This is a genomic window from Bacteroidales bacterium (genome assembly GCA_029210725.1).
GTDB lineage: Bacteria > Bacteroidota > Bacteroidia > Bacteroidales.
On sequence record JARGFM010000010.1, the window covers coordinates 69,678 to 95,866 of the forward strand.

Annotated in this window: 19 protein-coding genes and 1 pseudogene; 10 read left to right on the top strand and 10 right to left on the bottom strand. The window is 50.1% G+C overall.

Features of this window, described 5'->3' with window-relative positions:
• Genes P1P86_07325 through ftsZ form a run of 10 tightly spaced genes read left to right on the top strand, consistent with a single transcriptional unit; the run spans window position 1 to window position 13,468 of the window.
• A complete protein-coding gene (locus P1P86_07325) occupies window positions 1–2,112 on the top strand; it encodes a penicillin-binding protein (GenBank protein ID MDF1574987.1) in 2,112 nt (703 codons plus the stop codon).
• The gene (locus P1P86_07330) at window positions 2,113–3,564 is read left to right on the top strand and encodes a UDP-N-acetylmuramoyl-L-alanyl-D-glutamate--2,6-diaminopimelate ligase (GenBank protein MDF1574988.1); all 1,452 of its coding nucleotides are present in this window, start codon (window positions 2,113–2,115) and stop codon (window positions 3,562–3,564) included. It begins immediately after the preceding gene.
• A gap of 3 nt (window positions 3,565–3,567) precedes the next feature.
• The gene (gene mraY, locus P1P86_07335; protein ID MDF1574989.1) at window positions 3,568–4,818 is read left to right on the top strand and encodes a phospho-N-acetylmuramoyl-pentapeptide-transferase; all 1,251 of its coding nucleotides are present in this window, start codon (window positions 3,568–3,570) and stop codon (window positions 4,816–4,818) included.
• Between the two features lie 18 nt (window positions 4,819–4,836).
• Window positions 4,837–6,183 (top strand): UDP-N-acetylmuramoyl-L-alanine--D-glutamate ligase, encoded by a 1,347-nt coding sequence (gene murD / locus P1P86_07340; GenBank protein ID MDF1574990.1) that lies wholly within the window; start codon window positions 4,837–4,839, stop codon window positions 6,181–6,183.
• Window positions 6,184–6,195: 12 nt separating this feature from the next.
• Complete coding sequence (locus P1P86_07345) at window positions 6,196–7,452, top strand: FtsW/RodA/SpoVE family cell cycle protein (GenBank protein MDF1574991.1); 1,257 nt, start codon at window positions 6,196–6,198, stop codon at window positions 7,450–7,452.
• Window positions 7,445–8,560, top strand: coding sequence for an undecaprenyldiphospho-muramoylpentapeptide beta-N-acetylglucosaminyltransferase (gene murG / locus P1P86_07350; GenBank protein ID MDF1574992.1), 1,116 nt, complete (start codon window positions 7,445–7,447; stop codon window positions 8,558–8,560). The genes P1P86_07345 and murG overlap by 8 nt, the downstream gene beginning before the upstream one ends.
• Window positions 8,557–9,930 carry a UDP-N-acetylmuramate--L-alanine ligase gene (gene murC / locus P1P86_07355; GenBank protein MDF1574993.1) on the top strand — a complete coding sequence of 458 codons (1,374 nt, stop codon included), beginning with the start codon at window positions 8,557–8,559 and terminating at the stop codon, window positions 9,928–9,930. The genes murG and murC overlap by 4 nt, the downstream gene beginning before the upstream one ends.
• Window positions 9,912–10,682, top strand: a complete 771-nt coding sequence (locus P1P86_07360; protein ID MDF1574994.1) for a hypothetical protein — start codon at window positions 9,912–9,914, stop codon at window positions 10,680–10,682. Before murC ends, P1P86_07360 begins: the two co-directional genes overlap by 19 nt.
• A gap of 4 nt (window positions 10,683–10,686) precedes the next feature.
• Window positions 10,687–12,018, top strand: a complete 1,332-nt coding sequence (ftsA, locus tag P1P86_07365; protein ID MDF1574995.1) for a cell division protein FtsA — start codon at window positions 10,687–10,689, stop codon at window positions 12,016–12,018.
• 13 nt (window positions 12,019–12,031) lie between these two features.
• Window positions 12,032–13,468 carry a cell division protein FtsZ gene (gene ftsZ, locus P1P86_07370; GenBank protein ID MDF1574996.1) on the top strand — a complete coding sequence of 479 codons (1,437 nt, stop codon included), beginning with the start codon at window positions 12,032–12,034 and terminating at the stop codon, window positions 13,466–13,468.
• A gap of 144 nt (window positions 13,469–13,612) precedes the next feature.
• Here ftsZ and P1P86_07375 read toward each other — a convergent pair whose 3' ends face one another.
• The 10 genes and pseudogenes from P1P86_07375 to P1P86_07420 all read right to left on the bottom strand — a co-directional run bounded on the left by P1P86_07375 (window position 13,613) and on the right by P1P86_07420 (window position 26,186).
• Entirely contained in the window at window positions 13,613–15,769 is a 2,157-nt protein-coding gene (locus tag P1P86_07375) for a SurA N-terminal domain-containing protein (protein MDF1574997.1), read from the bottom strand.
• A 100-nt stretch (window positions 15,770–15,869) separates the two neighbouring features.
• Window positions 15,870–17,147: a hemolysin family protein gene (locus P1P86_07380; GenBank protein MDF1574998.1), complete on the bottom strand. Its 1,278-nt coding sequence runs from the start codon at window positions 17,145–17,147 to the stop codon at window positions 15,870–15,872.
• 3 nt (window positions 17,148–17,150) lie between these two features.
• Window positions 17,151–17,336, bottom strand: coding sequence for a hypothetical protein (locus P1P86_07385; protein ID MDF1574999.1), 186 nt, complete (start codon window positions 17,334–17,336; stop codon window positions 17,151–17,153).
• Window positions 17,326–17,889, bottom strand: a complete 564-nt coding sequence (lptC, locus tag P1P86_07390) for an LPS export ABC transporter periplasmic protein LptC (GenBank protein ID MDF1575000.1) — start codon at window positions 17,887–17,889, stop codon at window positions 17,326–17,328. Before lptC ends, P1P86_07385 begins: the two co-directional genes overlap by 11 nt.
• A 71-nt stretch (window positions 17,890–17,960) precedes the next feature.
• Window positions 17,961–19,316 (bottom strand): hypothetical protein, encoded by a 1,356-nt coding sequence (locus P1P86_07395; GenBank protein MDF1575001.1) that lies wholly within the window; start codon window positions 19,314–19,316, stop codon window positions 17,961–17,963.
• Window positions 19,317–19,342: 26 nt separating this feature from the next.
• Window positions 19,343–20,647 (bottom strand): hypothetical protein, encoded by a 1,305-nt coding sequence (locus tag P1P86_07400; protein ID MDF1575002.1) that lies wholly within the window; start codon window positions 20,645–20,647, stop codon window positions 19,343–19,345.
• Complete coding sequence (locus P1P86_07405) at window positions 20,628–21,368, bottom strand: type III pantothenate kinase (GenBank protein MDF1575003.1); 741 nt, start codon at window positions 21,366–21,368, stop codon at window positions 20,628–20,630. The genes P1P86_07400 and P1P86_07405 overlap by 20 nt, the downstream gene beginning before the upstream one ends.
• 8 nt (window positions 21,369–21,376) lie before the next feature.
• Window positions 21,377–24,700: a transcription-repair coupling factor gene (mfd, locus tag P1P86_07410; GenBank protein ID MDF1575004.1), complete on the bottom strand. Its 3,324-nt coding sequence runs from the start codon at window positions 24,698–24,700 to the stop codon at window positions 21,377–21,379.
• A 23-nt stretch (window positions 24,701–24,723) separates the two neighbouring features.
• The gene (locus tag P1P86_07415; GenBank protein ID MDF1575005.1) at window positions 24,724–25,095 is read right to left on the bottom strand and encodes a cupin domain-containing protein; all 372 of its coding nucleotides are present in this window, start codon (window positions 25,093–25,095) and stop codon (window positions 24,724–24,726) included.
• An 80-nt stretch (window positions 25,096–25,175) separates the two neighbouring features.
• Window positions 25,176–26,186, bottom strand: a pseudogene (locus P1P86_07420) (TonB-dependent receptor).
• Between the last annotated feature and the right edge of the window lie 3 nt (window positions 26,187–26,189).

Consider the following 26,189-nt stretch of genomic DNA (forward strand, 5'->3'; position numbering starts at 1 on the left):
ATGTCACTGAAGCGGGATATACTGATTCGGACCTCCCTGATTTATCTGGGAGTTTTGATGATTGCCCTTCTGATTCTGGGAAAAGCTCTGCACCTTCAGTTTTTTGAGAAGGAGAAGTGGGCCCGGGAGGAGAACAGTACCATCCGTCACATGGTGATCGAACCCAACCGGGGGAGCATCTATTCGTCCGATGGCAGATTGCTGGCCGTTTCGGTCCCCTATTACGAGATACGGATGGATTTCCGTTCAGAATCCTTTACCCGGGATATTTTTGATGCCGGGGTGGATGAGCTTTCAAAGTCCCTTTCCGGACTCTTTGGCGACCGCCACTGGACCACCTATAAAAGAGAACTGGTCAGGGCGCGGGAAAACGGACACCGTTACTACCTGGTAAAACGAAATGTCACCTACACCCAGCTGCAGCAGGTGAAGCAATTCCCTATCTATAAGCTGGGAAGATTCCGGGGGGGAGTCCAGTATATTCAGCAAAACCGCAGGGACACTCCTTATGACTGGCTGGCTTACCGAACCATCGGATATCTCATGGAAGATGAATATAAAAGCGTGGTAGGACTTGAGGGAGCTTACGATACCGAACTGAAAGGTATTGAGGGTTACAGGTTGATGCGAAAGATCCGTGGTGACGACTGGATGCCTATCAATGGCGCCAACGAAATAGAGCCCGAAGATGGCCAGGATGTGGTTACCACTCTGGATCTGGATCTCCAGGATGTGGCCGAGAATGCGCTCTATGAACAGCTTAACCGGCATGGGGCCGATCATGGTACGGTAGTTCTGATGGAAGTGGAGACCGGGAAGGTACGGGCTATTGCCAACCTCTCCAGGGATGAGGACGGCGACTACGTCGAGGATTACAATTATGCCATCGGGGAGTCCACAGAGCCTGGTTCCACTTTCAAACTGGTCTCCATCATTGCCCTGCTGGAGGATGGCCATGTCCGGCCCGACGATATCGTGGATGTGGGAACGGGGGTGACCTATTTCTATGGACATAAGGTGGAGGACAGCCAGCATGAGGCTTTGGGAAAGATTACCATTCAGCGCGCTTTTGAGGTGTCGTCCAATGTGGGCATAACCAAAACAGTCGATGCCTCCTATAAAGAGAATCCGGAACGTTTCGTCAACCGCCTCTATGAGATGAGGCTCAACCAGAAGCTGGGTATAGAGATCAAGGGAGAGGGTCAGCCCGACATCAAGTATCCCGATAATAAACAGTGGTCGGGTATCTCCCTTCCATGGATGTCTATGGGATACGAGGTCATGCTGACACCCATGCAGATTCTTGCCTTTTATAATGCGGTGGCCAACAACGGGAAGATGGTAAAGCCGGTCTTCCTCGAAGAGATCCGTTCTCATGGAAAAGTAGTCAGACGGGGGGAGACCCAAGTGTTAAATAATCATATCTGTTCCAGGGAAACCCTGACACAGGTAAAAAGAATGCTGGAAGGAGTGGTGGAAAACGGGACCGCCAGGAACCTGGCCAACAGCCACTATAAGATTGCAGGGAAAACGGGTACCGCGCTGGTCTCGCTCAGTAAGGAGGGCTATACCAAATTATACCAGGCCTCTTTTGTCGGGTACTTCCCGGCCGATCAGCCCAAATATTCCTGTATCGTGGTGGTCAATGCCCCTTCCCAGCAGATCTATTACGGGAACGTGGTGGCCGGACCCATATTCCGGGCCATTACCGACCGGATCTATGTCAGGGAATACGAGCTGCATAAAGCCCGGATCCAGCTGGCCGGGCAGGACCTTCAGGCTCCTTATTCCAAGAGTGGCAGCAGCGAGGCTCTCAGTGCGGCCTTTGAATATCTCCGGCTCCCTTTGATGCAACAGGGAGAGGAAAGTCCCTGGGTTTCCACCCAGAGCACTCCCGAAGGTGTCATCTACTCCTCCAGGGAGATTTCTTCCCAACTGGTACCCAACGTGGTGGACATGGGATTAAAAGATGCGGTTTACCTGCTGGAAAGCAGCGGATTAAAGGTGGTGGTAAATGGAAGGGGTACGGTGCGTGGCCAGTCGCAGGCTCCGGGGAGCCTGGTACGAAGGGGAAGCATGATAGAATTGAATATGAGTTTAAATGAAGGATAATTGAGACTGAAAGAGATCATACAGGGTTTGGAGATCACTTCCTTAAACGGTGATCAGGATCCCCTTATCGGGAAGATCACTTTCGATTCCCGGGAGATACAAGCGGGGGATCTTTTTGTAGCTATCAGGGGGCTGAAGGCCGACGGTCACCGGTATATAGATAAAGCCATTGCCTCAGGTGCAGCTGCAGTGCTTTGTGAGGAGATTGGCGAAGAATCCGGTTCCGGCATCCCCGTGATCTGTGTGCCCGACAGCCGGAAAGCTTTGGCGCTGGCCGCATCCAACTGGCACCATCACCCCTCCAGCGAACTAAGCCTGGTGGGTGTGACGGGAACCAACGGGAAAACCACCATTGCCACCCTCCTGCATCAGATGCATCAAAGGATGGGCTTCAGGGCCGGATTGATCTCGACTATTCAGATCCTGATCGGTGAGGAGCCCAGGCCGGCCACACATACCACTCCCGATCCACTCCGGATCAATGCGGTTTTAAGGGAGATGGTCGATAGCGGTTGTGAATACTGCTTTATGGAGGTTTCCTCCCACGCCATCGACCAGGAACGGGTGGAGGGTCTGAAGTTCAGCGGGGGCATCTTCACCAACCTGACCAGGGACCACCTGGACTATCACAAGGATTTCAGGGCCTATCTGAATGTGAAGAAACGATTTTTTGACCAGTTGCCCGCAAAGGCCTTTGCTCTGGTGAACGGGGATGATAAGAACGGGAGGGTGATGATTCAGAATTGCAGGGCTGAAAAACATATCTACAGCCTGCGTTTCATGTGCGATTTTAGAGCCAGGATCACTGAAATGCACCTGGAGGGTTCGGCCATGGAGATCAATGGCAGGGAGGTATGGATCAGACTGCCTGGAAAGTTTAATGCCTCAAACCTGCTCTGCACCTACGGGAGCTCAGTTTTACTCGGACATCATCCCGACGAGGTGATAGCCGTGCTGAGTGAAATGGATCCGGTCAGAGGAAGATTTGAGACTTTTCGGTCCGGGAAGGGAATTACAGCCATCGTCGACTATGCACATACTCCGGATGCCCTGCAAAATGTGCTGGATACCATTCATGAAGTACAGACAGGCGGCGGTGAGATTATCACCGTAGTGGGTGCCGGAGGAAACAGGGACAGGGGGAAACGCCCGGCCATGGCAAAGATTGCTGCTGAAGCCAGCCATAAGCTGATCCTCACCTCCGATAATCCCAGGGATGAAGATCCGGAGTTGATCCTGGATGATATGATGAAGGGCGTGCCAAAGCCTTTGCTCGATCGCACCATGCGCATAGTGAGCCGCGAAGAGGCCATCCGCACTGCATGCATCATTGCGCGTCAGAAAGACATTATTCTGGTGGCAGGCAAGGGCCACGAGCTAACACAGGAGATTGCCGGTGAGCTCAGGGCATTTGATGATATGGCATTGTTAAAGAAAAATTTAAGGGGATAGATCATGATATATCACCTGTTTGAATACTTAGATAAATTCGATGTTCCGGGAGCGGGGATGTTCCAGTACCTCTCTTTCAGGGCTTCTTTCTCGGTGATTGCGTCGCTGCTTATCTCCATGCTGGTGGGTAAGAGAATCATCAAGTTGCTTCACCGCAAGCAGATCGGGGAGTCGGTCCGCGACCTCGGCCTTGACGGGCAGAAACAGAAACAGGGAACACCCACCATGGGAGGGATCATCATCCTGGCATCCATCATCCTGCCGGTGCTGCTTTTCGCTGATCTCACCAACATCTATATCATTTTAATGCTGGTGGCAACCATCTGGATGGGACTGATCGGCTTCCTGGACGATTATATCAAAGTATTCAAGAAGAATAAGAAGGGCCTGCGTGGAACCTTCAAGGTGATCGGCCAGGTGGGCCTTGGTTTGATTGTGGGGATCACCCTCTATCTCAGTGACGATGTGATGATCCGCGAGCGGATACAGGTAACCCAGGAGAATTTTGATGAATTCAAAACGGAGGAGATGAAGGTTGACCAGGCCGGTAATCTCTATATTGTACAGGAGCATAAGAAGCCGCTTACCACTATTCCCTTTGTCAAGAACAACGAATTTGATTACTCCTGGCTGGTCTGGTTCAGCGGAAAGTATGCCGATCAGCTGGTGTGGATCATCTTTGTACTGGCCGTCATTTTTATTGTAACCGCGGTATCCAACGGAGCCAATATAACTGATGGACTCGACGGACTTACCACGGGATCGGCGGCCATAATCGGGATCACATTGGGAGTGCTGGCCTGGTTGTCGGGAAACGCCATCTACTCCAATTATTTGAACATCATGCATATTCCCAATGCCGGCGAGCTTGTGGTTTTCGCCGGTGCCTTTATCGGTGCCACGGTCGGATTTCTCTGGTATAATTCGTATCCGGCACAGGTATTTATGGGCGATACGGGGAGCCTGGCCCTGGGAGGGGTTATCGCAGTATTTGCGGTGGTCATCCGGAAAGAACTCTTAATCCCTGTTCTTTGCGGGGTATTTCTGGTGGAGAGCCTCTCGGTGATCCTTCAGGTGGGATGGTTCAAAAGAACCAAACATAAATTCGGGGAAGGACGACGGTTGTTTTTAATGGCTCCCATACATCATCACTACCAGATGAAAGGATTCCCGGAACCCAAGATTGTGACCCGGTTCTGGATTGTGGGAATCATGTTGGCGGTGATATCTATTGTAACCCTGAAGATGAGATAATAAAATAAAACGAACCCTATGGAAAACAGAGAACGGATAGTCATCCTTGGTGCAGGTGAAAGTGGGACGGGAGCAGCCATTCTGGCCCGAACAAAAGGAATGGATGTTTTTGTTTCGGATGCCGGAAAGATTAAGCCTTTCTACCGGGAGATGCTGGACGAGTACCAGGTGATCTATGAATCGGGCGGTCATACCGAGCGTCTGATCACCTCTGCCACGGAGGTGATCAAAAGCCCTGGAATCCCCGAAAGCGCTCCCATTATCAAATTGCTGCGAAAGAAAGAGATCCCGATCATTTCTGAAATTGAGTTTGCCGGGCGCTATACCAATGCAAAAACGATATGCATAACAGGCAGTAACGGCAAAACAACGACAACCTCATTGATCCACCATATGATGCGAAAGGCCGGCCTGAATGTAGGAATGGCGGGTAACGTGGGACGGAGTTTCGCTTTCCTGGTGGCCACAGAGGCATATGATTACTACGTATTGGAACTGAGCAGCTTTCAGCTGGACGGAATGTATCAGTTCAAGGCAGACATAGCCATTTTACTCAATATCACCCCCGATCACCTGGACCGCTACGATTATAATTTTCAGAACTATGTGGACTCAAAGTTCCGGGTTGCGCAGAACCTGACCGAGGAGGAGTACTTTGTGTTTTGTTCCGACGATGAAATTACGATCAAAGAGCTGGAAAAGATAGTGACCCGGGCAGAGCAACTCCCTTTTGCCTATCAGAAAAAGCCCTATGATGTGGCCTGGGTAGAGAAGGAGGAAGAGCTTCGTATCGAGTTTGATGATGTGGATTTCAGCTTGTCAGTTCAGGAACTGTCTCTGAAGGGAAGACACAACACCTATAATAGTATGGCTGCCGGTATCGCCGGCAATGTCCTGAAGATCCGCAATGATGTGATCCGGGAGGCCCTGATGGATTTCCAGGGAGTGGAGCACCGGCTGGAAAACGTCATGAAAGTTCATGGGATCAACTTTATCAATGATTCCAAGGCCACCAATGTAAACTCTACCTGGTATGCCTTGGAGAGCGTAAAAGGAACCACGGTATGGATTGTGGGGGGAGTGGATAAGGGCAATGATTACAGCGAGCTTTACAACCTGGTGGAGAATAAGGTGAAAGCCATTGTCTGTCTGGGAAAGGACAACGAACGAGTAATCCAGGCTTTCAGAAAAAAGGTGGAATCCATTGTGGAGACCCGGAGTATGGAGGAAGCTGTAAAAGCCGCCTACTACCTGGCCAGGGACGGGGAGACTGTGCTACTCTCACCAGCCTGTGCCAGTTTCGATTTGTTTGAGAGTTTCGAGGACCGGGGACGGCAGTTTAAGGAAGCAGTCAGGGCACTCTGATAAACCTGGGTGATGAAGATCAGAAGGTATATAAAAGGTGACAGGATTATCTGGATCGTGGTATTGATCCTCCTGGTAATTTCCCTCTTATCGGTGTACAGTTCAACCGGGTCGCTGGCATACCAGCACCGGTCGGGGAATACCTTCTTTTACCTTTTCCGGCAACTTAAGTTCATCCTGCTGGGTGTGCTGATTATATTCTTTGTTCACCTGGTTCCCTACCGCATATTCAGCCGGGTATCGGTCTTTGCGCTCTACTTCACCATTCCTTTGCTGATCCTGACACTGATAGCCGGAACCAATTACAATGAGGCCACCCGCTGGCTGCAAATACCGGGGACCGGACTCACCATTCAGCCTTCCGATTTCGCCAAGATCGCCCTGGTGATGTATGTGGCTAAGATACTCTCGGTGAATCAGAATAATATAAAAGATTTCAAAGGAGTCTTCGGAAAGATATCCCTGGCCATTACAGGAACCTGTGTTTTGATCCTGCCGGCTAACTTTTCTACGGCTGCGATTGTTTTTATAACTGCTATCAGCCTGATGTTCGTGGGGCGAATTCCCTTCAGGTACCTGTTTCTGATGATTTTCACAGGGGTCTTTGCCCTTTCTGTCTTTATCGGGGGATCGCTTCTGTTTGACCGGGATGGACGGTTATCCACCTGGAAGAACCGGATTGAGAATTTTGTGGATGGCGAGGGAGACAATTACCAGGCCGATCAGGCCAAGGTGGCTATTGTACAGGGTGGGCTCTTCGGGAAGGGGCCCGGCAACAGCACCCAGAGAAATCTTCTGCCCCATCCCTACTCCGATTTTATCTATGCCATTATCATTGAAGAGTATGGAACCCTGATCGGAGGGATCCTGGTGATTGCACTATATCTCTGGTTGTTTTTCAGGGCCGGAATGATTATCCGCCGGAGCAAGAGCACCTATGGAGCCTTCCTGGCCTTTGGCCTCTCCATGGGGCTGGTCCTGCAGGCCTTTGTGAATATGGCGGTGGCGGTGGGACTGGTGCCGGTTACCGGCCAGACCCTGCCGCTGGTCAGTATGGGTGGTTCATCCATCTTCTTTACCAGTATGGCCACCGGGATGATCCTTTCGGTGAGCTGGGGTACCAGGGAGCAGTCCGGGGCGACAGGCGAAGGAGGGGAAGAACCCGCTTCTGAAAGAGATTCAGGGCCCTTAGCCGGCGAGGCTGCCCCGGCCGGAGCAAGGCCGGAAAAGAAGGATTATACACGGACCGAATTTGAAGCAGATGCATAAGAAACCTTCATATCGCATACTGATCGGAGGGGGTGGAACCGGCGGGCATGTCTTCCCGGCCATCGCTATCGCCGATGCACTGAAGGAGCAGGATCCGCACCTGGAGTTTCTGTTTGTGGGAGCCCTGGGAAAACTGGAGATGGAGAAGGTGCCCGAGGCAGGCTATCCCATTGAGGGTTTGCCGGTGGCCGGATTCCAACGCAGGCTTACCCTAAAAAACATCACCTTCTTCTATAAACTTCTGGCCAGTATGCTCCGGTCGCGAAGGATCATTTCAAGATTTTCCCCTGATCTGGCCATCGGTGTGGGAGGATATGCAAGCGGACCCATTCTGAAGGCTGCAGCCAGAAAAGGAGTGCCCCTGGTGATCCAGGAACAGAATTCACTGGCTGGTGTGACCAACCGCCTGCTTGGCCGTTCGGCCCGGACCATTTGTGTGGCCTATGAAAAAATGGAGCGCTACTTCCCTGCGGACCGGATCGTGATTACGGGAAATCCTGTACGCCGGAACCTGTTAGAACTCCGGGACCATCCGGAGAAGGCTTACCGGGAATTTGACCTGGAGAGGGGAAAGAAGGTTTGCCTGGTGCTGGGTGGCAGTCTGGGTGCCCGGACACTGAACCAGAGCTTTTTGGGTGGACTGGAGAAACTGGACCGGGACGACCTGGTGGTGATCTGGCAGTGCGGGAAGTTTTATCAGCAGGAGGTGGAGGAGAAGGTGAGGAAAAGCGGACAGAAGAATATCCGTGTCCTGCCGTTTATTTCACGAATGGACCTGGCTTACGGGGTGGCAGATGTTATTGTCTCCCGGGCCGGAGCCATTACCGTTTCCGAACTCTGTGTGGTGGGAAAACCGGCCATACTTGTTCCCTCACCCAATGTGGCCGAAGATCATCAGACACATAATGCCGAGGCACTGGTAAGCAGGAATGCGGCTCTGATGGTAGCCGATGCAGAGGCCGGGGAGAAGCTGGTGGATTGTTTGCTCAGGCTGATGGAGGATGAGGAGGAAAAGGAAAATTTATCTAATAACATCAAAGTACTTGGCATTGCCGATGCATCGCAAAGGATCGCAGCCGAGGTACAAAAAATACTAACTCAACCATGATCTGGACAAATCTCGATAATGTCTATTTTATTGGAGCGGGGGGCATCGGAATGAGTGCCCTGGCCCGCTATTTTGTGAGTCAGGGCAAGACTGTGGCCGGATATGACCGGGTCTCCACCACACTGACCGATGAGCTGGTACGTGAGGGAATTACAATCAGTTTCGAGGACCGTTCCCAGCTCATCCCTCCGGTATTCCGGGATCCGGAACACACCCTGGTCATTTACACACCGGCGGTTCCTGAAACCCATCAGCAATTAAATTATTTCCGGAAGGGAGGATTCCGGGTGATCAAACGCTCGGTGGCGCTGGGAGAGGTTTTTAATACAGGCAGGGGCGTTGGTGTGGCCGGAACGCACGGAAAGACCTCCATCTCCAGCATGCTGGCCCACATACTTCACAGCTCCACTCTGGGATGCAATGCTTTCCTGGGGGGGATCAGTAAAAACAGTTCCAGCAATCTCTATCTCGATCCGGCTTCCCGGGTAATTATTGCGGAGGCAGACGAATACGATCGTTCCTTCCTGACTCTGTACCCGGAGATTGCTGTGGTCTCCTCCATGGATGCGGACCACCTGGACATCTACCATTCCCCGGAGAATATGCGCAAAGGATTCGAATCCTATATATCGCAGATCAGGGAGAAGGGGAAGCTGATACTAAAGTACGGGCTTAACCCGGCCATACCCGATCATGTTAGCTCATTTACCTATTCGGTCGACCGGGCCGAGGCTGACTATCATGTGGAGAACCTTAGCATCGACGGACTGGATCACAGCTTTACTGTAATCACCCCGCGTTCCGTGATGCCTGGGATCAAACTGAAGATACCGGGGCTGCTGAATGTGGAGAATGCACTGGCAGCAGTGGCTGTGGCACATCAATTGGGCTTAACGCCCGATATTATTGCCCATGCCCTTCTGGATTACCAGGGTGTGCGGCGGAGATTCGATATACAGGTAAATAATCAGAGAAGGGTTTATATCGACGATTATGCGCATCATCCTGCTGAGATTACAGCTTTTTTGTCTTCGGTCAGGAGACTCTTTCCGGGTAAAAGGATTACGGGGATCTTCCAGCCACACCTTTTCACCCGGACCCGCGATTTTGCGGATGAATTTGCCCGCAGCCTGGAAATGCTCGATCAATTGATCCTGATGGAGATTTACCCGGCCAGGGAGGAACCGATCCCAGGGGTAGATGCGGGCATGCTGCTGGAACGGGTTCAGCTCGATGAAAAGGTGCTGATAGAAAGAGAGCAGCTTATGAGAGTGGTGAAAGAGAGGGATCCCGAGGTTCTGGTGAGCATGGGAGCGGGAGATATTAACCAGTTTGTAAAACCATTGCAAGAATGGTGCGCAAGAATATGATACGCAGGATCTTAAAAACAGGCACCTGGATAGGTATTGCTGCATGGTTTGTGGTGATCCTGGGATTTGTTGCCAGTGAAGCGGATCAGGTATTGTGTACCCGGATCGATGTGGTACTGTCCGATACGGTGAACAACCGCTTTGTGACCGAGACAGATATCAGGGACATGTTTCAGTCGGAAGGAATGGAGCTGCAGGGTTACCCGCTGAGCGGGATCAATACCAGGGAGCTTGAGAGCCTTCTGGAAAAGAACGCCTATATTAAACGTGCTGAGGTGAATACGGATGTGACGGGTCGAATGGAGATAAGGCTGGAGCAGAGAATCGCCCGGGTCCGCATTTTGCCCGAAGGCAGGGAAGGATTCTATCTCGATACAGAAGGAAAAGTACTCCCCCTGTCAAAGCAGTATGTGCCTCATATTATGCTGGTTTCCGGAAGCATTCAGCCTCCGGACAGGGAGGGGGAGCCGGGAAAACAACTGGATGAAATCCACCGCTTTTGTACCTATATCACGGAACATCCCTTCTGGAGCGAACAAATCGTGCAGATTTACGTGAATCGCAAGGGGGAATATGAGCTGATTCCCAGAGTCGGAGCCCACCAGATTCTAATGGGAAGCATGGAGCATTGGGACAGAAAACTGAGAAATCTGGAACTGCTTTATAAGCAGGGCCTCTCCATCTACGGGTGGAACAACTATCAGACCATTAATTTGAAATATACCAATCAAGTAATATGTACTAAACGTTAAGACTATGGCAACAAAAGACAAAATTGTAGCTGCGGTTGATATCGGTACAACCAAGATCGTTAGCCTGGTAGGCCGGTTGAATGAACAGGGCAAACTGGAAGTCCTGGGCATCAGTCAGACTCCTTCCAAGGGAGTCAAACGAGGGGTTGTATTGAATATCGAAGAGACCGTTAATGCAATTCAGACCACCTCCTCCGAGGCCAGTAAACAATCGGGGATTAAATTTAGTGAAGTGTTTGTGGGTATCGCCGGACAGCATATCAAATCTGTAAAGAACAGGGGATATATAAACCGCGACTCCTACGACGTGGAGATCACCAGGGACGATCTTCAAAATCTGATCGATGACATGCATAAGATCCCCGTGGATGTGGGTGAAGAGATTCTTCATGTTTTGCCGCAGAGTTATATCGTCGATAACGAGACCGGTGTGAAGAACCCTGTCGGAATGTTCGGGAAGCGGCTGGAGGCCAATTTCCATATTGTGATCGGTCAGATCTCCTCGGCAAGAAATATTGAGAAGTGTATCAACAGGGTCGGATTGGATGTGAAACAGCTGGTTCTCGAGCCCCTGGCTTCCAGTGCTGCGGTGCTCACCGAAGATGAAAAGGAGGCGGGTGTTGCTCTGGTGGATATTGGGGGTGGTACCACCGATGTGGCGGTTTACTATGATGATGTGATCCGCCATACAGCCGTCATTCCGTTTGGAGGGAATGTGATTACGCGTGATATCAAGGAGGGATGTGCCATTCTGCAGCGACAGGCAGAATCGCTGAAGGTCCAGTTCGGGTCGGCACTGGGCGATCTGGCCCAGGAGGATAAGGTAGTCACCATCCCGGGAATCTCCGGAAGGGAACCCAAGGAGATCAGTTTCCGGAGTCTGGCCTATATTATCCAGTCGCGTATGGAGGAGATCATTGATGCAGTCAGCTACGAGATTGAGAATTCTGGCTATATGGATAAGCTGAGTGCAGGGATTGTATTGACAGGGGGTGGCTCCATGCTGAAACATCTGAATCAGCTGGTGAAATTTAAAACAGGAATGGATGTGCGCATTGGATTTCCTGGTGAAATGATGGCAGCAAGCTCCTCCGAAGAGATCAATCAACCCATGTTTTCCACTTCGGTGGGTCTTCTTTTGAAAGGCCTGGAGTACTATGAGGAAAAGCCGGAAGAGATGAAGGTCAGCCAGCCTCTGGCCGGCGGGGAACCGGAAGCTGAGGAAATACCGGTTGAGGAAAGGAGGGTTAGGAAAGGGATGAAGAAAGGCAGGATCCTGGAAAACCTGAAAAACACCCTGAGTGATATATTTGACGAGACTGATGTGAAAATGTAGAAAATCCAAACTCATGGAAGATTTAATGAATTTTGACCTGCCACCTGAGCGGTCGTCCGTTATCAAGGTAATTGGCGTAGGAGGCGGCGGAAGCAACGCGGTGAACCATATGTTCAAGAAGGGGATCCGGGATGTCAATTTTGTGGTTTGCAATACAGATGCCCAGGCGCTGCATAACAGCCCGGTGGCTGTGAAACTGCAACTGGGAGATGCGCTGACCGAAGGGAGAGGTGCCGGCAGCAAATCTGAGATTGGAAGAGAAGCAGCCCTGGAGAGCATTGACAGGATCAGGGAGGTACTATCCAGTAATACCAACATGGTCTTTATTACCGCCGGTATGGGTGGAGGAACCGGCACCGGTGCGGCGCCCGTCATTGCCAGTGTAGCGAAAGAAATGGGAATACTGACTGTTGCCATAGTCACCATACCTTTCCGCTTTGAGGGTCCTGAGCGTATCAACCAGGCCATAGATGGAATCAATCTGCTGAAAGATCATGTGGATTCCCTGCTGGTGATTAATAATGAGAAGTTAAGAGAGATCTTTGGAAACCTTACGGTGAGCAAGTCTTTTGAACAGGCCGATGATGTGCTGGCTATCGCTGCCAAGGGGATCGCTGAGATCATTACAGTTCACGGGTATATCAACGTGGATTTTGCAGATGTTCAGACAGTAATGAGCAACAGTGGTGTGGCCATCATGGGTTCCGCCACTGCCAGAGGCGAAGAGAGGGCTCGTCTGGCCATTGAACAGGCTCTTACTTCACCTCTTTTGAACAACAACGATATCGAGGGGGCCAGGAGCGTATTGCTCAATATTACCTCGGGATCGGAGGAGATCACCATGGATGAGGTCAGTGAAATCACGGACTACGTGGTCAGTGCAACCTCCCGTGATACCACCCTGATCTGGGGAATCGGTAATGACGAATCTCTGGGAGAAGAGATCAGTGTAACTATCATCGCCACCGGTTTCCGGATGAATAGCATCCCGGAGCTTTATGTGGGGAGGAAACAGACACACAAGGTTCCCCTGCGTGATTCAGGCAGGAATGCCGGTTTGACAGAGGAACAATCCAACGTGATCCCCCGGCAGGGCTCCCTCTCTTTCGGAGTGAAGGACAAAGAGGATTCGGAGGAGTATATCCTGATGGATCAGTCTGATGAGACAGATCCCGGGGCCAGGGAAAAGAAGATGGCCGACCGGGTAAGGAGACTTCGCGAGACCCATGAGAAGCTCAGGGACAGGGGCTACCTCAGTGCTTCGGGCGATGATGAGATTGAGGAGCTGGAGAATGTGCCGGCCTATGTCCGCAAAAATATTCCTATCGACCATCAGAAGCACTCGGAGGAGAAGGAGGTTTCCCGCTATCGTCTTACCGACAACAAGGATGGAGAAGAGGGCCCCAAATTGCGCCCGGACAACTCCTACCTGCACGACAATGTCGATTGATGTACCCCGAAGGGATACGATGTCGCCGCTGCCGTCAGCTTCTTAAATAAACAGGGCTGTTCTTATGGACGAAGCCTAAGCCAGCCGCAGGGAAGCCTAAGCCAGCCGCAGGCTGGGTTCAGCGAGGAGATAACATATACGTAGCTAGTTGTAGAAGATCTCCAGCCGGTTGTCTTCTACCTTGGCCGCATCCACCAGTGCATTGTAAGCTTCATAATTGCTTCTGGATTCCAGGGCGTATTTTAGCCTGGCCTTTACAGCCGGATCATCTCCCACTGCCGCAGGATCTTCGCTGCGGTTGGTCACAGAAATAACAAATACACCGCTTTCACCCACCAGCGGATCAGAGATCTGGTCCAGAGGCAGGTACATGGAAGCTCCAACCACATAGGGCTCCAGCCCAACTCCCGCCACATAGGTATTGGCAAACTTGATCTGCGTGGCTTCACCGACGTTCACATTGTTTTCTGTTCCATACCGGGAGAGATCATTTACGCCGGCCAGTTGATCCTTCAGCAGCTCAACCAGTTTTTCGGCCTTTTTCTTCTTTTTGAGGGCCAGAGTCAGCTCTGCCCGCACACTCTCCAGTTTTGCATATCCCTCTTCTTTAGCTTCGGTTAGCACGGCAACAATGTATTTATCGTCGTTTTGGCTGAAGATGTTACTTACGCTGTTTACCTCCGAGGTATAAGCCCACTTGGTAATCCTGATGGGATCCTCTATTCCCGGAATAGTCGCCTGGTCCCTGGTAATGTTCGGAGCAAAGCGGGGGTCCAGACCGAATTCCCTGGCCTGCTCTGTGAATTTTTCCAGGTCGGTGGCCTTTCCCCTGAATTTCACGGCCCGGTTATAGTAATCCTGGTTGGTTTCGTCGCTGGCAAAAATATGTCTCACCACGGTGGCTAACTGGATTTTCCGGACGGGCCGGCTTTGATCTTCAATCTTGATGATATGAGTGCCAAACTGAGTTTCAGCAGTTATCACATCTCCTTTGTTGTTTTCAAAGCAGGCATCGTTAAAAGCCGTAACCATGTTCCCTTCGGTGAACCAACCCAGATCGCCACCAATGGCCCGGTTGCTTTCATCGGCGGAATATTCCAGGGCTATCTGGTTAAAGTTACCCCCATTTTCAATGACTGTCCTCAGGCTGTCGGCCAGGTCATTCATCAGCGGCCTGTTTCCTCCGTAGGCCTGAAGAGAGAGCAGGATATGCCTGGCCCTCACTGAATCGGGCCTCATTTCCGGATTAAACGCGCGGGCCAGCTTGAAGGATTCCTGATCACGATAGGGTCCCACAATGGTCGATTCATCTGCCTGGAACACCGAATCTCTGATCATCCCCGGTAACTCTTCGTAGGTATAGTACCTGGTGTCAAAAGGCTCATCCGAGGTTCCGTTTACATACCGGGGAATCTCATCACCGGATATCCTGCTGTACTCGGCCTTGGTTTGATTGGCCCAGTACAAGGCACTTTCCACATCCTTTTCGCTGGGCTTTACTTCAAAAACAACATATTGAAAGGTTCTGGAGGCATTCTGTTTGTATGATTCCCGGTGCTCCTTGTAGTATGCTTTCAGGTCCGCCTCAGTGATCGTAATGTCCTCGTCAGCAATTTCGGTGAATGGTTCCGAGATATAGGCAAAGTCAGTGCTTTTTGCAGTTTCAGTGATATAGTCTTTCAGATCAAGAGAAGAAGGTTGAAATCCCTTTCTTACCAGATTAAAATATTTCTGGTTCATCTTCTCCTCAACAATTTCATTCTCAATAAATAGCCAGCGTCTCTTCTCCTGTGCAAACTGTGGATTATCCAGGCTGTTGAAGTAGTTGGTCATTACGGCACGGTTTAGTTCCCCGGTTTCCGGATTGGTAAACATCTGGCGAATAATCGGATGAGGTTCGCTGAGTGCGGGATTGCCGTTTAAAGCCATGGACTGATCTCCGGTTACCATGGTCTTAAGCTCATCGGCACTGACGTAGAGTCCCAGATTTTCATAGGAGCGCTCCATGATGGTTTCTCTGATAAGCCTTCTCCAGGTTTCCTGCTGGATCTGCTTTTCAAGTTCTGCATCCAGGGACTGTCCGCCTGCATTAAGCTCATAGAATTCCCGCAGGGCTTTTTCCCGGTTCATGTAGTCGGTCACACCCACCCCTTTTCCATTGATCTCTGCAACGGATTTCTTCCCTATGGTGCTTGATCCTGATCCCATCATATCCCCCAGGATAAATGCAAACAGGGCAAGTCCGATTACGACGGCTACAAGCAGTCCCGCTTTGTTTCTGATATTCTGTAATGTTGCCATTTATATATAACTGTTTAACTGATTCTCCTAATTTTTTAAGGGTACGAATATAGTAATAATTAGAGGTTTAATGCACATAGAATGGATGAAAATTGCGGATTCAGGAACGGATCACCTTTAACTCTGCTTCTTCGATGCGGTTAGAACTGACATCTGTGATGGTTATCAGGAAATTATCCACCTGAAGGGCAGTCTCCTTTTCGGGGATACTCTCCAGGTGGTAGATAATGTATCCTGCCAGGGTATCATACTCATCCGAGACCGGAATGCCCAGGAAGTACTTTTCGTTCAGGTAATCAATCTCATGCCGGCCGGAAAGCAGCAAATGATTATTTCCAAGTTCTTTTTCAACCAGGTCGATGGTGTCATGTTCATCCTCTATCTCTCCAAATATCTCTTCAATGATATCTTCGGTGGTGATCAGCCCGGAGGTGCCCCCAAACTCATCCACTACCAGGGCTATGCTTTTACCCTCCTTGATAAACCGGGTCAGTAACTTGTTAACCGGCAGTGTTTCCGGAACAATGTGAATGGGTTTGAGGAGAGATTTGATCTTTTCCGGCTTTCTGAAAAGATCTTTGGAGTTCACATAGCCGATCACATTGTCAATGGTGTCGCTGTAAATAAGAATTCTGCTTAAACCTGTTTCAATAAAACGTTCGGCCAGGTCGTCCAGTGGAGCATTTGTTTCCAGGGCAATCATCTCGGTTCTCGGAATCATACATTCCCGGACTTTCAGTCCGGAGAACTCCAGGGCATTTTTAAATATCCTCAGATCCTCCGTCTCTTCACCAGTGGTGGTTTGTTGTGGTTTTACAGTGGTAAGGAAGTGGTCCAGGTCCACCTTTCCAAACACCGGTTTTGCCGCTTTTGCATCGGGTTTGATCCGGAGCAGGTATTTCATGGTAAAGTTGGAGAGCCCGATGGTGAGAATGGTTACGGGATAAAGCAGCGCATAGAACAGCAGGATGGGAGGGCTCAGTATACGCAGCGAATTATTGGGATTTATCCGGAACAGGGCCTTGGGCAGAAATTCTGCAGTAAGTAAAATGATCAGGGTGGAGATCAGGGTTTGTATCAGCAGCACAGCTGCATCGGCCTGCTCTCCCACAAGGTCCCGTATAGGCTCTTCCAGCAGCATGGCAAAGGCGATCCCGTAAATAACCAGAGCAATATTATTACCCACCAGCATAGTGGCAATGAACCGGGAGGGGTGCTTGATAAAGTAACTGACCAGACCAGCAAAGGCTTTCTTCTGCTTCCGGTCGATCTCAATCCTTAATTTATTGGAGGATACGAAGGCGATTTCCATTCCCGAAAAAAAGGCCGAGAACAGAATGGATATTAGTATGAGGGTGATCAGATTCAGAAAGTTCATGGCTTAGCGGCGTGTGATTCTCGAACGTCTTCGCATAAAATACATGACAAAAGCCAGAAAGGAGAAGAGGAAATAGTACCAGCTTTCCTTTATGCCCGATTCCAGCAGCAAATCCACAGCCATAAAAAGCATCAGTCCACCGAGGACGAACCAGACCACTTCGAAAAAACCGGATATACTACTCTTCATCCTGAACATTTATGGTTCCACTTGAACCCAGTAACTGCCAGTTGGACAGGTTCTGGTGTGATCTGAATCCATTTTTTCCGTACAGGATATTGTCTTCACTATGTACCCTGGTATAAGAATCGGAATAGATCAACTCTTCGCTTTCGTCCCAGAAAAGCTCATCGGTATAGAGGGCGTCCCCGGTTTCAAATTGCTGTGCGACCACATTTCCCGTGGCATGCCAGAGCCTTTCCTCCATGTAGTAAATGGTATAGTCGGCCCTGATTTCCGATTCTATCTTTGCCGAGTCGTCATAGAAGTAGACCTCCAGGCCTTTCTCAAACTCCATATAGGGACGTTCGGCATTGGGGTATCGTTTATAGAGGGGTGCCAGGATCTGGACTTCTACCCTGGCAGAATCGCTGTAGATTACCCTGATGTTCTTTCCCTGAAGGGTAGGCGCTTCGGTCTCATCGGTAAGCAGGTTGATCCGTTCAATATCATTCTCACATGCAACCAGCCACAGGAGCGGGAAGAGCAGAAGAGCAGCACGAATATGAGAGCCGGTTCGCATAACTGCAAAGATAGGGAAAAAAAAAAGGCCATCCTGACGGAGATGGCCTTTCCAAATGATCTTTTCCGGTATTATTTTCTGGACCGGACGGTCGTGTATTCATTGATGCATCCTTTCACCTGGTAGGAGTCGCCATCTTTGATATCCCTGAAAAAAACCTCCTCATGATTGGGATACTGGGACGCATAATCGTTCAGTTTCTTGTTGGCATCGTCCGCCACACTCGGATCCACAGATTTGGCTTTGGCATACTTGTCGGCGGCCACCCAGAATGCGGTCCGCTTCTCAAAATCATCACCCAGGTTATCCCTGGAGGCGATCATGGCATCACCAAGGGCGATATAAGCTTTCCCGTATTCGCTATTATAGGCGATGGCTTCACGGGCATAGCTGATGGCATCGCAATAGTCTTTGTTGGCCAGGCTTACAATGGTAAGTTTGTAGAACCATTCGGCCCGGGTATCATTATCAATATTCTCTCCAATTACAGCCATCTTCAGGTAGTTGGCAGCTTTTTCGAAGTCATTTTTAGCGATCAGCAGGATGCCCAGCTGGTGGGCCGATTCCGGGCCCGGATTGATCCGGTACATTTGTTCCGATGCAGCCACGTAAAGGTCGGCCCTGTCGCAACCTGCCGAATTATAGAACCTGATTACATTATCCAGGAATGCAGGATCACTCTTTTTGGCCTCAAACTGAGGTTCAAAATAGCCGTTAAGGGCATCGCAGGTGAGCAGGCCGCTCTGGATCATGTTATCATCAATGGCCTGCTTAGCCCTTGGCCAGCGGGAGCTCTTATCCAGCAAGGCATCTACAATATCGGTGACCATGAAATAGTCTTCAATCACCTGGTTGTCATCGATCCTGCCTTTCTGGTTCAGGGTAATACTGGCCGAGATAAAAGTAACTATGGTAGGATCCCGGGTTTTATTTTTCTCCAGCTCGATGCTCCGCTTCAGGTCATTGTAACCCTGGTTGACTGCTTCGGTGTTTACGGATCCGTCTGCTCCGAGCCTCCGGTAGCGCAGGATGTCAATTCCCTTTCTTCCCAGAATATTGCCTTCTCCCCCGAAATACTCCATCCGCCGGTCGTAGATCAGAAGCAGGGTGTCGATCAGCTCCTCGGTACGTGCGGGCACAGAAGACGCTCCGATAAATGTCCGATACATAGTGATTCCCTCCACATACATACGCTCACTGGAGGCCGGGCATTCGTCAAACACTTTCCGCCAGGGCTGAATGGCATCTTTATAGTTGCTGTGTTTGAAAAATTCCCGGTAGAGCGACAGGTTCTTGATACAATTAATACTGTCCTGGCCTTTACCATATTTCGACCCGTCCTCAACTCCCTTCTGTGAAACAGCAGGCAGGGCAAACACAAGAGCCATTGTTGTTAATAGGATGGTTTTGAGGGCTTTCATTTTCATACAGTTCAATTATACGGTATACGGATTTAATCAAATCTCCTTTTTCTAAACCACAAGTCATGTAAAGTTACATTAAATGTAATAATTCCATAATTTTCTTTCACTAAATTATACTCGGTAGTACCTCTGGTGCCCAGAGTGAAAGCCACATTTAGGCTTGACCGGAGAGTTTTTACCGGTAATCCTACTCCAAAAGTTATGCCATAGTCCTGCAGCTGCTGTTCATTCACCATAAGGTAGGAGTTGGAGTAATACCCTCCCAGCCTGTAGCTCATCAGTTTATGATAGCCTCTGATGGCCTCCACGTCGGGGGTATACTCTGCCCCGAAATGCATGGAGGTGGCCCTGGTTGTGCTGTAGTTCTCGCCCGACATGGATCCGCTCCAGTCCTGGATATAATAGTCGCCGGTGATCGTCAGTTTGTCGGGTATCCCAAACGCAATTCCCACTCCCATTTTCTGTGGTATACTCAGTGTGTTATAGGCGGTATCCTCGCCCAGGATATAGACCGGGTCAATCTGTACCGAATCATTGATCCAGACGGGATCATCCGGGTAAAATTCGTTATGGATCAGATATTCGTTTGCAATCTCCGTGCCTGCTTTGAAATCATAGATCCCTCCCACGGTGAAGAAGAACTTGTATCCAAATACCTCCCTGTATTGAAGACCCAGGGTGAATACGGGTTTTCGCAGGTTCAGGTTCTCGGTGGAGGTCACATCCGAGTAGCTGGAGTTCATCGGAAAATTAACGGCTCTTTCACGGGTTAATTTGCCCATCAGGTAGTTCATGGTTACCCCCAGGGAGAGGCGATCCAGCAGTTTGACCGAAGTCCCCATGTAAAAGTTTATGATTCCCCCTTCTCCCTCGAAGTAAGTGTCCATGGCCAGGCCATGGGTAAAGTCATCATACTCCTGTTTAATGTTGTAGCCAACGCTGCTGTAGGGAACAATTCCGGCTGAAAATCCCAGGTACTTGCCCATGGAGGAGGCAAATGCCACATGGTGCAGGTTCATATTCCACCAGCTATTGGAGTAATTCCGGGTCTCATACTGGTTGTGAAATGAATTGGCTCCGAAGTCAAAATAGACCGAAGTGCTGTCAAGTGCAGCAAAAGAGGCCGGGTTCAGGAAGTTGATCCTGTTGCCTTCATGCATGGCCAGTCCGCTTCCTCCCATGGCCTGGTTCTGAGCCACGCCATGCCTGGCAAGATCGCCCAGGGCAAAGCGTGTATAGGGCGAATAAGTATTAAACTGGCTAAAAAGCGGAGTGGAAATAATCAGGGCGAATCCTAAACTGACTAAAAATGAACTATATCTCTCTTTCTGCATTGTGTTCCAATATTCTGTTAAGTCCGATCAGGTTCAGATTTGGGTCCACAAATATGCTACTTTTTAACTTTCCAACAAAGTATTTTGCATCGCCCCCGGTTAAAACAACCTGTAATTTAGGATATTTCTCGCTGAGAGCCCCAATAAAACCATCCATTTCGAACAGTAAACCGTTTATAACTCCCGACTGAATGGCCTCACGAGTAGTGCTTCCCACCAGGCCCGGCACCTTATCGGGCCGTTCCAGCTGTGGCAGGCGATTGGTGAATTTATGCAGGGATTTAAACCGTATATCCACGCCCTGGGAGATGTTTCCCCCCAGAAACTCGCCCCTGGAAGTCACTATATCATAGGTAATAGCCGTGCCGGCATCTATGACCAGAACGTTTTTTCCGGGGTAAATCGTATATGCTCCAACGGCAGCTGCAATACGATCATATCCCAGGGTCTCTGTAGTGACATACCTGTTGATAAGCGGAAGGGGGGTGGAATGGTTCAGTTCGATGCAGGGTTCATAGAGGTTGCTCAGGTAATCGATGATCTCCCTGGAGTAATTGACCACCGAGGAGATTATGGCTCCTTTCAGTCCGCCGTACCGCAAATGAAAGTAGGAGATCTCCCGGCTGGTGATTTTTTCATAGCTGGCCGCTTCGACCACCCCTTTATGGTCGCATACGGCAATCTTCCCACAGGTGTTTCCAAGGTCAAGTACCAGGTTCATCTCTTATATCAGTTACTCAGTCTCTCCAAAATCTGACAGGCTTCACCCACACTGTTCACAGCTTCGCTTCTCAGGCTTAGTTTTTCCTGGTCTTCCCGCATTCTGAAGATCCCCGGATTGGCCTGTATATTCCTGATCACTTCTTTAAATTTCCCGGAGCGATAAAAGGGCGATTCAGGATTACTTACAAAATACGTGATCAGAACGTTCTTTTTCAATACTATTTTTTCAACACCCGTGCGTTGTGCCAGCCAGCGGAGCTTTACGACCTTGAGCAATTCTTCAGAAGATGCGGGGAGGGCGCCGAAGCGGTCCAGGAGCATCTCCCTGAAGGACTCCAGCCCCTGTTCATCGGTGATGGCATCCAGGTTCCTGTAGAGTTCCACCCGCTCGCTGATGTTGGAAACATAACGATCCGGGAAAAGCAGTTCCAGGTCCGTATCGATATGGCAGTCAGTTAGAAACAGGGTGTCTTCCTGTTTGCTTTCAGCCGCTTGCTCATAGAGTCCGCTGAACTCGGTCTCTTTCAGTTCGGTGATGGCTTCGTTGAGAATCCGGTTATAGGTGTCAAACCCCATATCGGCAATAAAACCGCTTTGTTCAGCTCCCAGCAGGTTGCCTGCCCCCCGGATGTCCAGGTCCTGCAAGGCGATGTTAAACCCGCTTCCCAGCGTGGAAAACTCTTCAACAGCCTTTAGCCTTCTCCGGGCTTCCTGCGACAGAATGGTTAAGGGCGGGGCAAAAATATAGCAAAAGGCCTTTTTGTTTGAACGCCCTACACGGCCCCGGAGCTGATGCAGATCACTCAATCCGAAGTTTTGACCGTTGTTGATAATTATTGTATTGGCATTGGGGATATCCAGGCCCGATTCCACAATGGTAGTGGCAATGAGTACATCGTATTCCCCCTGCATAAAATCAAGCATCAGCGATTCCAGCTTTCTTCCTTCCATCTGACCATGGGCGACCACCGAGCGGATTCCGGGGACCACCCGGTTGACGATCTCCTGGATCTCCATGATATTCTGCACCCTGTTATGAATAAAGAAGACCTGTCCTCCCCGGCTTACTTCATATTCAATAGCCTCTCTGATAATCTCCTCGTTAAAGGAATGTAATTCGGTGATAATGGGATGCCGGTTAGGCGGGGGGGTATTGATGATGGAGAGGTCCCTTGAGCCCATCAGCGAGAACTGCAGGGTTCTTGGAATGGGAGTGGCCGTCAGGGTGAGGGTATCCACATTCAGTTTCAGCTGCTTCAGCTTCTCCTTGACGCTCACTCCGAATTTCTGCTCCTCATCGATAATCAGCAGCCCCAGGTCCCTGAACCCGATCTCCTTACCCACTAGCTTATGGGTTCCGATGATGATATCGATCTTTCCTTCCTTCAGCTTTGTTATAATTTTTCGCTGATCGGCCTGACTGCGGAAACGGCTCAGGTAATCCACCGTACACGGGAGCCCTTTGAGGCGATCCCGGAAGGTATTGTGATGCTGGAAGGCCAGGATGGTGGTGGGGACCAGTACCGCCACCTGCTTGCTGTCGGCAACGGCCTTGAAGGCTGCCCGGATAGCCACTTCGGTCTTCCCGAATCCCACATCACCGCACACCAGCCGGTCCATGGGGAATTTCGCTTCCATGCCGGCTTTAACCTCTTCGGTAGCTTTAAGCTGGTCGTGGGTGTCCTCGTAGATAAAGGAGGATTCCAGCTCCTGTTGCAGGTAGGTGTCGGCCGAAAAGGCAAAGCCCTGCTGTTCCTTTCTTTTGGCATAGAGCAGGATCAGTTCCCGGGCAATGTCCTGCACCTTCTTTTTGGTGTTGCTCTTCAGTTTCTGCCAGGCCCCGGTCCCCAGCTTATAGATTTTCGGAGGACCCGTATCCTTTCCTTTGTATTTGCTGATTCGATGCAGGGAGTGGATATTTACAAAGAGTACATCCTTGTCCTTATAGACCAGTTTGATGGCCTCCTGCATCTTTCCGTTTACATCAATCTTTTCGAGTCCCCCGAAGATACCGATCCCGTGATCCACATGCACGACGTAGTCGCCGGGATTAAGGCCGATCAGCTCCTTGACCGAAACCGATTCCTTCTTGCTGAAGCGGTCGTGGAACCTGAATTTGTGATAGCGTTCAAAAATCTGGTGGTCGGTGTAGTAGGAGAGCTTGAGATCATAATCTGTAAACCCTTCGTGGAGCGTTTTTGACAGGGTCTGGTACTGCAGTTCCGGGTCTGTTTCCTCAAAGATGGCCCGCAATCGCTCCAGCTGCTTCTCATTATCGGAAAGGAGGTAGCTGCTGATCCCTGAGGCCGTCTGCTCTTTCATGGTGGAAGCCAGCAGATCGAAGTTTTTGTTAAATGCCGGTTGAGGAGCCGTATTAAAACGCCAGGAGCGTTCTTCATCCTGATTCAGGTGAACCCCGAAAACCACCTGGCTGAAGCGCTTCATCTGCTCGCCGATTCTGGTTCCGGGAATCAGGAAAAGTTCCTTGTGGATCGGTTTTTCCTCCTCTGTGTGAAAGTCGGTTTTGTCGTACAGGGACTGTACCTGCCCGGTGATGAGTCCGGGGTTATCCAGCCAGAGGATGGTCCCCGAGGGGATATAGTCCAGAAAAGAGATCCGCTCAGTGCCCAACTCGTGTTCCCACTGGATATTGGGAATGATATTCACCTTTTTTACCGTTTCAAGCGAACGTTGGGTGTCGGTATCGAAGGTCCGGATGGAGTCCACCTCCTCATCGAAAAAGTCGATGCGGCAGGGATGGGATGATGCGTAGGAAAACACGTCCACGATCCCTCCCCGGATGGAATACTGTCCGGGTTCGTACACAAAATCGACCAGTTGGAAGTCATAGGTCCGCAGAATTTCCTCCAGGAATTCCCGGTCAATTTTCTCCCCCTTTTTTAGTTCGAGGGTGGTTTCCCCCAGTTGTTTTTTGGTCACCACCGATTCCACCAGCGCCTCTGCATAAGTAATAATGAAGCTGGCCACCCTTCGCTCCGAGAGTCTTCGCAGGGTTTGTGTCCGGGTGATAATGTTGGCTTCATCGGTCTGCTGATACTGAACAGAGCGCCTGTAGGAGGAAGGGAAAAAGAGAGTTCGGTCGGGGCTTCCTTCCAGTGTCACCAGGTCGGTATAGAAAAATGCAGCTTCCTCCTTGTCGTTGAAGATGACCAGGTGGGAGCCTTTCAGTTCGTTCAGGCAAGCCTGTATCAGTGCCGAGCGTGCCGACCCCGCCAGTCCTTCCAGGTACTGAACCGGTAGCTTCTCCTCTTTGAGCGACGCACTGAGTTCAGTGAAAAGCGGATGCTTTGAATAAGGATTGCGGATCATAATTTAAAACAGCGCAAACTTACTTATTTTCCGCTTAGGTAGGAGGGCTGCGATCCATCCAGGAAATCCTCCCGCACGGGGCTGAACACATCCAGGACTGTGCCAGCTTCCAGACACAGCGCACCGTGGACCAGGTTGGGAGCAATATAGAGGCCATCCCCTGCCTCAATCACCTGCTTTTCTCCATCGATGAAAAATTCAAATTTCCCGCTGTGGCAAAAGGTGGTCTGGGTGTGAAAGTGGGCATGCTGCGCTGCGACGGCTCCCTTTTCAAACCGGACCTTAACCATCATGATCTGATTGTCCCATCCCAGAATCTGCCGGGAAAGTCCGGGCCCGAGTGGTTCCCACTCCCCGCTCCGGCCCGGGATCATAGTTTTACTGGCTCTGTTCATTCCATTCATTTTAGTTTACAGGAGTAAAAGTAAGGATAATACTGGATGAGACCTGCTTTTCTCCACGGGATCCCGAGGGATTAAAACAAACCCTTGCTTCTGGTATTTTCCGTAAAATCATCCGATCGTTCAATCCGCTTATTCTTCCGTCCGGAAGAGAAGGTGTATTTGAATTTTATCCATATGGGAATCAGAGACATTTGAATATTGCCTTCGGAATATTCGCTGTAAGCTCTCATGCTGGTCTCAGAGCCCTGGAAGGTAAATGTTTTACGGAAGGGGACAGCACTGCTCAGCCCTATTATGTACTTGTCTTTAAACGTTTTTTCAAGTGAAATAAAATAGAGCATATCATCAAAGGAGTTCCCCTGGATGCTGACCCTGGCACTATTATATTTAAACATGGTACTTAAAACAAAATCTTTCCGGAAGAGGGCAGAGAGGGAGAATCCTGACTCCAGCACCATTTTTTTCTGATCCTCTATACCATGCTCACGGGCCAATTGGTTTCCCCTGGAAAATGCCGCATAGACTTTCATAAACGGATTGAAGGAAACATTTTTCAAGGGCTTCAGACTCCCCAGGAATTTAATTCCGGCCTGGTCAATGCGGCCCAGATTTTGCATGCTGTACCTGGTATGTGTCTCATTTGAAACCCTCGCCAGGTATTCCATTCGATTCTCTGAGCGACTATAAAAGCTGGCCATGGAGAGGTAATTGTTGTTTAACAGGATGGAGTAATCCAGGGAAAGCTCCTGGTATGTTTCCGGTGCCAGTTCAGGGTTTCCCTGCATTGAACTGTAGGGATCAAGGACTTTGATATTTGAATTCAGTTACGTAATGGAGGGTCTTTCCAGAGTTTTTTGATACGATATCCCCAGAGTGCTTTTAGTGGTCAACTCAAATTTGGCAGAAAAGCGGGGCAAGAGGCCCAGGTGCTGTATGGATTGTGAATCCGGAAGATCCTGAACGGCATGTTCTGTCCTTAGTCCTCCATTCAGGTGAATTTTTTCCCTGTTCCAGGCCAGGGAAGCATATCCTGCCGAGATCAGTTCGCGGAATTGAAAGGTATTCCAGTCCGCATCGCTCATCTC